The 6,120-nt window shown below is 63.4% G+C and carries 7 protein-coding genes and 2 pseudogenes; 4 read left to right on the forward strand and 5 right to left on the reverse strand.

What is annotated here, in order from left to right; genetic code table 11:
• The 4 genes and pseudogenes from A2J01_RS21375 to mnhG all read left to right on the forward strand — a co-directional run.
• Positions 1-454, forward strand: a pseudogene (locus A2J01_RS21375) (Na+/H+ antiporter subunit D); the annotation flags it as partial.
• Positions 451-1,023, forward strand: coding sequence for a Na+/H+ antiporter subunit E (locus A2J01_RS21380; protein ID WP_003945063.1), 573 nt, complete (start codon positions 451-453; stop codon positions 1,021-1,023). The pseudogene A2J01_RS21375 and the gene A2J01_RS21380, both read left to right, overlap by 4 nt.
• Positions 1,020-1,289, forward strand: a complete 270-nt coding sequence (locus tag A2J01_RS21385; RefSeq protein WP_003945061.1) for a monovalent cation/H+ antiporter complex subunit F — start codon at positions 1,020-1,022, stop codon at positions 1,287-1,289. Before A2J01_RS21380 ends, A2J01_RS21385 begins: the two co-directional genes overlap by 4 nt.
• Positions 1,286-1,630: a monovalent cation/H(+) antiporter subunit G gene (gene mnhG / locus A2J01_RS21390; protein WP_003945045.1), complete on the forward strand. Its 345-nt coding sequence runs from the start codon at positions 1,286-1,288 to the stop codon at positions 1,628-1,630. Before A2J01_RS21385 ends, mnhG begins: the two co-directional genes overlap by 4 nt.
• On the opposite strand, the gene A2J01_RS21395 is transcribed toward mnhG, so the two are convergent.
• The 5 genes and pseudogenes from A2J01_RS21395 to A2J01_RS21415 all read right to left on the reverse strand — a co-directional run bounded on the left by A2J01_RS21395 (position 1,596) and on the right by A2J01_RS21415 (position 6,076).
• A complete protein-coding gene (locus tag A2J01_RS21395) occupies positions 1,596-2,963 on the reverse strand; it encodes a phosphatase PAP2 family protein (protein WP_003945056.1) in 1,368 nt (455 codons plus the stop codon). The two genes, mnhG and A2J01_RS21395, sit on opposite strands and share 35 nt — an antisense overlap.
• Before the next feature lie 107 nt (positions 2,964-3,070).
• Positions 3,071-4,195 carry a glutamate--cysteine ligase gene (locus A2J01_RS21400; RefSeq protein ID WP_003945034.1) on the reverse strand — a complete coding sequence of 375 codons (1,125 nt, stop codon included), beginning with the start codon at positions 4,193-4,195 and terminating at the stop codon, positions 3,071-3,073.
• 90 nt (positions 4,196-4,285) lie between these two features.
• Positions 4,286-4,986: pseudogene (gene sodC, locus A2J01_RS21405) on the reverse strand (superoxide dismutase[Cu-Zn]).
• 95 nt (positions 4,987-5,081) lie between these two features.
• Positions 5,082-5,672: a LytR C-terminal domain-containing protein gene (locus tag A2J01_RS21410; protein ID WP_054827817.1), complete on the reverse strand. Its 591-nt coding sequence runs from the start codon at positions 5,670-5,672 to the stop codon at positions 5,082-5,084.
• A gap of 53 nt (positions 5,673-5,725) precedes the next feature.
• Positions 5,726-6,076 carry a DUF3263 domain-containing protein gene (locus tag A2J01_RS21415; RefSeq protein WP_007730120.1) on the reverse strand — a complete coding sequence of 117 codons (351 nt, stop codon included), beginning with the start codon at positions 6,074-6,076 and terminating at the stop codon, positions 5,726-5,728.
• Positions 6,077-6,120: the final 44 nt, after the last annotated feature.

The following is a 6,120-nucleotide window of genomic DNA, read 5'->3' on the forward strand; positions in this document are numbered from 1 at the left end:
CGGCACGATCACCAGCTTGCTGACGCTCTACGCCGTCGCCCGCGTGTGGACCAAGGCTTTCTGGCGAGCCCGGGCCGACGCGCCCGAAGGTGACCTCGCCGACGTCAGCCCGTCAGCGTTGATCGACGAGTCCGAAGAGGACATCGCGTTCGTCGACCGCGAGGATGTCGGCAAGATTCCGCTCTTCATGCTGATTCCGACGGTCGGACTTGTCATCGTCGGTCTGGCACTGACGGTGTTCGCGGGCCGGATCATCGACATCAGCGACAGAGCGGCGAAGGACCTGCAGGACCGGTCCATCTACATCGACGCGGTTCTCGGCAACCACCGGCCCGTGCCGGTCGACGAAGCTCCCGTCGCTGCAGACGACCCTGCTGTAGCTCCCAGTACCGATGTCCCGAATACCGAGGCCCCGAACACCGACGTCCCGAATACCGAGGAGGCTCCGCGATGAAACGCGAACAGGTACTCCGCGTCGGGATCCTGCTGTGGCTGATGGTCGTATGGATCCTGTTGTGGGGCAACATCAGTTTCGGCAACATCTTCGGCGGACTCGCCGTCGGCCTGATCATCATGGTCCTGCTTCCCCTCCCCCGCGTACCGGTCGAGGGTCGGGTACATCTGCTGTCGATTCTGCGTCTGTTGTGGATGATCGTGTACTACGCGATCCAGTCGAGTATCCAGGTCGCGTGGCTGGCGATCCGTCCGTCGCCGCCGCCGGTCACCGGAGTTCTGCGGTACCAACTCGGGATCAAGTCCGACCTGGTTCTCACGCTGTGCATCGACGTTCTCAACCTGATCCCCGGCACGATGGTTCTCGAGATCGACCAGAACCGACGCATCGTCTACGTCCACGTGCTCGACGTCGGCTCGCAGAAAGCCGTCAGCGCGTTCTACCGCTCGGTGGAGGACCTCGAGCGGTTGTTCATCGCGTCGTTCGAACGTGATTCGGACTGGCAACCCAGCCCATGGCACCAGCGCGACTACGAATTCGATGCACCCCGGCAGGAGGACCAACCATGAACGGGTTCATCACCACGATCTTGATCATTTCCGGAGTGATTCTGCTGATCGCCGCCGTACTGACCACGTTCCGATTGCTCGACGGTCCGAGCTCACTCGACCGCCTCGTCGCCCTGGACACGATCATCGCGGTCTCGATGTGTGGACTCGCGGTCTGGGCCGCGTACAGCAAAGACACGACCATCGTTCCCGCGATCGTCGCGCTGGCGCTGGTCGGCTTCATCGGTTCGGTGTCCGTCGCGCGCTTCCGGGTGAGTGACCAGTGATCGGCAACATCCTCGACACGATCGGGGCCATCTCCATCTTCCTCGGCGCGCTGCTCGCGCTGACCGCCGCGGTGGGAATCGTTCGCTTCCCCGACACTCTGCGTCGTATGCACGCGGCCACGAAACCTCAGGTGGTCGGACTGATCTTGGTCCTGATGGGCGCCGTGTTCCTGCTTCGTGGGAGCGTCGACATCTGGATGTTGGTCCTGGTGGGCATCTTCACGCTGCTGACGGCGCCCGTGATCGCGCACAGCGTCGGCCGAGTCGCCTACCGCGAACAGCGCGAAGAGGACGACCTCATGAAGATCAACGAGCTGGAAGACCCGGACTCTCTCCTGTAACGGCATCCCACTCGCCGTCGCGCTCGCCCCACACCGCAAGAGCAGTGCCGGGGCGGGCGAAGAAGGTGGCGAAGTACGCCACCGACATGAGAACCAGGACAGCCATCAGCAGCGGCCCGAAGATCGCCGGGTACTCGGCCATCTGCACCGCAGCGAACCGGTACGAGAGCAACAATCCCGCCAGGAGTGCCGAGCCACCGATCAACAGACGCACTCGGAACCACCCCCAGCCTCGCTCCGGATCCCGTAGCGCCGCATCGAGGGTCAAGCACAGGACGGCACCGGCAATGAGGTCGACGCCGTAGTGGAATCCGAAACCGAGCGTCGCGGTCAGGGTCGCAACGAGCCAGAACGATCCCAGGCTGCGAATCCACCACGGCCCGCTGCGCGAGTGGATAAACAATGCGACCGCCCACGCGGTGTGCAGGCTCGGCATGCAGTTTCGCGGTGCGGCGTCGTCGAACGGCAGCGACGACGGTGATGCGAAGTCGAAGTTGGGCACGATGTTCGGCCAGTAGTCACCGATCTGGAATCCGAACCCACGCGGACCGAAGGCGAACACCGGGCCGACCACCGGGAACAGGACGTAGAAGATCGGGCCGATCAGCCCGATGAGCAGGAACGTGCGCAGCAGGTGATGCGACGGCCATCCCTTACGTACTTGATAGAGAGCAACCACGATCACTGCGACCGGCAGTTCGACGTAGATCCAGTCGAGGGCTGCTGCACCGACGGGGCCCATGGCGTCGACGATCTGGCCCATCACCCACGACGGATTCCCGAGAGCCTGGTCGGCGAGGAACACGTACTCGTCCCACACGTCGGTGCCGACGAGAATGGTGATCTCCAGCCACGTCTCGGCAACCTTGGCCGCGATGATGAGCAACGCGCCGAGAGCGACGCCGTGCAGAACGCTGAGTCGACGCTCACCGGACAACTTCCACACCGCGTACACCGCGATGGCCGTCAGCACCCAGGTGCCGCCGGTGCCCATCGTCAGCGGTCCACCCGAGAACCAGCGGATCGCGCCGACGACCACGTCGATCACGACGGCCGCGGATACCGCGTAGATGCGTTCTTTGTTGTTCAGTCCGACGAGCGCGAGAGCGAGGCCCACCCAAGGCATGGTCGCGGAGCGGGGAACGAGGAAGTAGTCACCGAACAGGCTTTCCACCGGACCGAGATAGCCCTTGTACGACGCGAACGCCTGCACGCCCAGGACCAGCACGGTCAATGCTGCTGTGCCGATCAGAAGGAGTCGGTGAGAACTCGACCACGAACGGTCCGACTGTCCGGGTGCGCCCCCTCGTTGGGACCAACTGTCTATCAACACCGGACAATAGTAAACGGCGTGTGAACTGAATATGGACACCCACTGGACAAACGGTTGGTATGCCCGGATTTCCAGTCCGCGAAACAGTCCTTCGCACTGTGAACCTGCTAGGTGCCCAACTCTGCGACCAAGGCGTCGACGACCGCAACCAGATCGCCGCCCGTCGCTTCCGCGACACGACGTTGCCGCTGGTAGGACGCGCCGCGACGGGGAATGTCCGCCACCGACGCCAACTCGTCCGCGCAGCCGAGTGAGACCGCAATCGGCGCCAAGTCGTCGAGCAGGCGATCCAGATCGTCAGTGACGAGGCACTCGTTTGCGTCGGAGTCGAGGATGATCTCGGCGTCCAGTCCGTATCTCGCTGCGCGCCACTTGTTTTCCTTGACGTGCCACGGCTGCATGTTCGGCAGAGTCTCACCGGCACTCAGTCTGCGGTCCAGATCGACGATGAGGCAGTGGACCAGAGCAACGAGAGCACCCAGTTCAGCGCGTGTCGAGACGCCGTCGAACACCCGGACCTCGATGGTTCCCCACTTCGGCGCGGGACGGATGTCCCAGTGCATGCCACCGATCTTGGTGATCACACCGGTCTTCATCTGGTCGTCGATGAACGACTCGTATTCGGCCCAGTTCTCGAACTGGTACGGAAGGCCCGCGGTGGGGAGCTGCTGGAACATCAACGCGCGATTGGACGCATAGCCGGTGTCCACACCGGCCCACATCGGCGAGGACGCCGACAGCGCCAACAGGTGCGGATAGCGCTGCAGCAGTGCGTTGATGATGGGGAAAACGCGATCCGCGGACGAGACACCCACATGAACGTGCACGCCCCAGATCAGCATCTGCCGACCCCACCACTGCGTGCGTTCGATGAGTTCGTCGTAGTCGGGTGTCCGGGTGACCAGCTGCGTCGACCATTGCGCGAACGGGTGCGTGCCCGCGCTGATGAGGTCGACGCCGAGCGGATTCGCAGCGCGGCGAAGCAGATCCAGTGACCTGTCGAGATCACTCATCGCCTCGCCGACCGTCGAATGAATACCCGTGACGAGTTCGACGGTATTTCGCAGTAGTTCCTTGGTGATGTGCGGGGTTTCGGAGCCGGCAAGCTCTTCGACCGCCGAAAACACCTCGGCTGCTGTGTTGGAGAGATCTCTGGTCTTGCGATCGACCAGCGCGATCTCCCACTCCACGCCCAGCGTCGGGCGCGGCGAACCTGGAAATGGAACTACCACGCAGAGAATCCAATCACAGTGTCGGTAAAAACACCGTGCTGGCTACTGCGTGGTAGTCGCCGGAAGTGATGCAAAACTCAGGTGAGTTTGTCAGCTCTTGGTGATGACACCGCAAGCAACGCGTCCGCCGGCGTCACCGGTGTCGAGGGTCTGCTGATCCGGTGCCGGCGCGTAACGCGTCGGGATGTTGCCGAAGTTGTCCGCTCCGGCGTGGATCATGACGGATGTTCCACCGTTTGCGACCAGTTCGTCGACGGTGAATGCATCGGTCGTGGTGACCAGTGTGGCGGTGCCTCTTCGAGGACCTGAACCGAAGTGAGGTCGCCGCTCGCCGGGTGGCCCGTGTGACCCTCGGCCTGGAAGTGTCCGCCTGCCGAGAGGAAGTTACCCGGCTCTCCGCCGCTGGGGGCAACGGAATTGGTCTCGCACTTGGCGACCTGGTGGACGTGGAATCCGTGGAAGCCGGGGGTGAGGCCCTTGGCGTCGAGGGTGACCTTGACGTCGCTACCTTCCTGCGCGAACGTGACCGTTCCGACCTTGGCGCCGTCGGTGCCGTTCAGCGTTGCGGTGACCGTTTCGGCAGAAGCGCCGGCGTGAGCCGTCTCGGAACCGTGGCCGCCCGCGCTTTCGTGCGCGCTGGGATCGGCTGCACCGGTCCACACCGGAGGAGTCGTGCCGGGGACGCTGCTGGGCTCTTCGCTGTTACTGCAAGCGGTCAAGCCGAAAGCGGCAATCGCGACTACAGGGGCAACGACGCGCCAGGACATACGCCGGGTGCTGCTGGGGGCCATCGAACCGCTCCTTTGAGGTGGCGAGAAAGTGCTTCTGATCATAACGGCGCGTGTAGTAGCTGGAACCGACGGGTCAGTTCCACCTTCACGACCGGTCAGTTGGAGGTCACGATCACGATCACGCCAGGTGACGCGTTCGCGATGCCGGCGAATCGAGGCTCTGCGGAGACTCCGAGTTCAGCCGCGATCTTCTGCGCCGCTGCCTTCTCCGCCGCGGACGATCCGTAATACACCGTCGTCGTACTGACGGTGCCCTCGCTGTAGTTACCCGTCTCCTCGACGTTCCAACCTGCTGCCGTCAATTCCTCGGCGGTGCCTGCTGCCAGACCGGAGACGGTGCTGTTGTTGAGAACTCGAACGCTGACATTCGACGTGTCGGCGCCGCTCGCGGAGCTGGAAGTCGTGGTCGTCGCAGTTCCCGAGGGACGCGACGTGGTGGTGGTATCGCCCGAAGCGGGTTGCGTCGTCGCTGCAGGCTTGGTGGTGGCAGGCGCGGGGGCGCTCGTCGTGGCAGACGCCGAGGATTCGGTCTGCTGTGCTGCGGTGTTCTCGTCGCCCGATCCACCGTCGCTCGATCCACCCAGTGAGGCTGCTCCGAGACCGATGAACACGATCGCCAACGCGATCAACACCATGGCGATTGCGCGAAGCGGAGGTCCGGACGGCTGCTCTTTCGGGGTACTCACGATGTCGACCTTATCGCCAGTGCGTGGACAGCCCGATCATATGTACGCGTGATTCAGGTGACCTCGAAGCCGAGGCGACGCGCGGCCCTGGCCTTCTGACGGCTGGCACGCAGACGACGCAGGCGCTTGACCAGCATGGGATCAGCCGCCAAGGATTCGGGGCGATCGACCAAGGCGTTGAGAACCTGGTAGTAGCGGGTTGCCGACATGTCGAACAACTCCTTGATGGCTTCTTCCTTCGCACCGGCGTACTTCCACCACTGACGCTCGAAAGAGAGGATGTCGTGCTCCCGGCGGGTGAGGCCGTCTTCGCCGACCTCGTGCATGCCTGCTGTATCTACTACCGAATCGTCGGCGCCAGTGCCTTCGGACTGGTTCCGACTACGCGCGGTTGCGCCGTCCATGTCACTCCTCGACTGCTGTGCTCGGCGTCAGCGAGACTCGTATG

Origin of the sequence: Rhodococcus sp. EPR-134 (assembly GCF_001647205.1) — a bacterium.
In the GTDB taxonomy this organism is placed as follows: domain Bacteria; phylum Actinomycetota; class Actinomycetes; order Mycobacteriales; family Mycobacteriaceae; genus Rhodococcus_F; species Rhodococcus_F qingshengii.

What these genes read in the sequence shown, in the direction of transcription:
- A2J01_RS21380 (WP_003945063.1), top strand. Translation starts at nt 451, where the DNA reads ATGAAACGCGAACAGGTACTCCGCGTCGGGATCCTGCTGTGGCTGATG.
- A2J01_RS21415 (WP_007730120.1), bottom strand. Translation starts at nt 6,076, where the DNA reads ATGGACGGCGCAACCGCGCGTAGTCGGAACCAGTCCGAAGGCACTGGC.
- A2J01_RS21385 (WP_003945061.1), top strand. Translation starts at nt 1,020, where the DNA reads ATGAACGGGTTCATCACCACGATCTTGATCATTTCCGGAGTGATTCTG.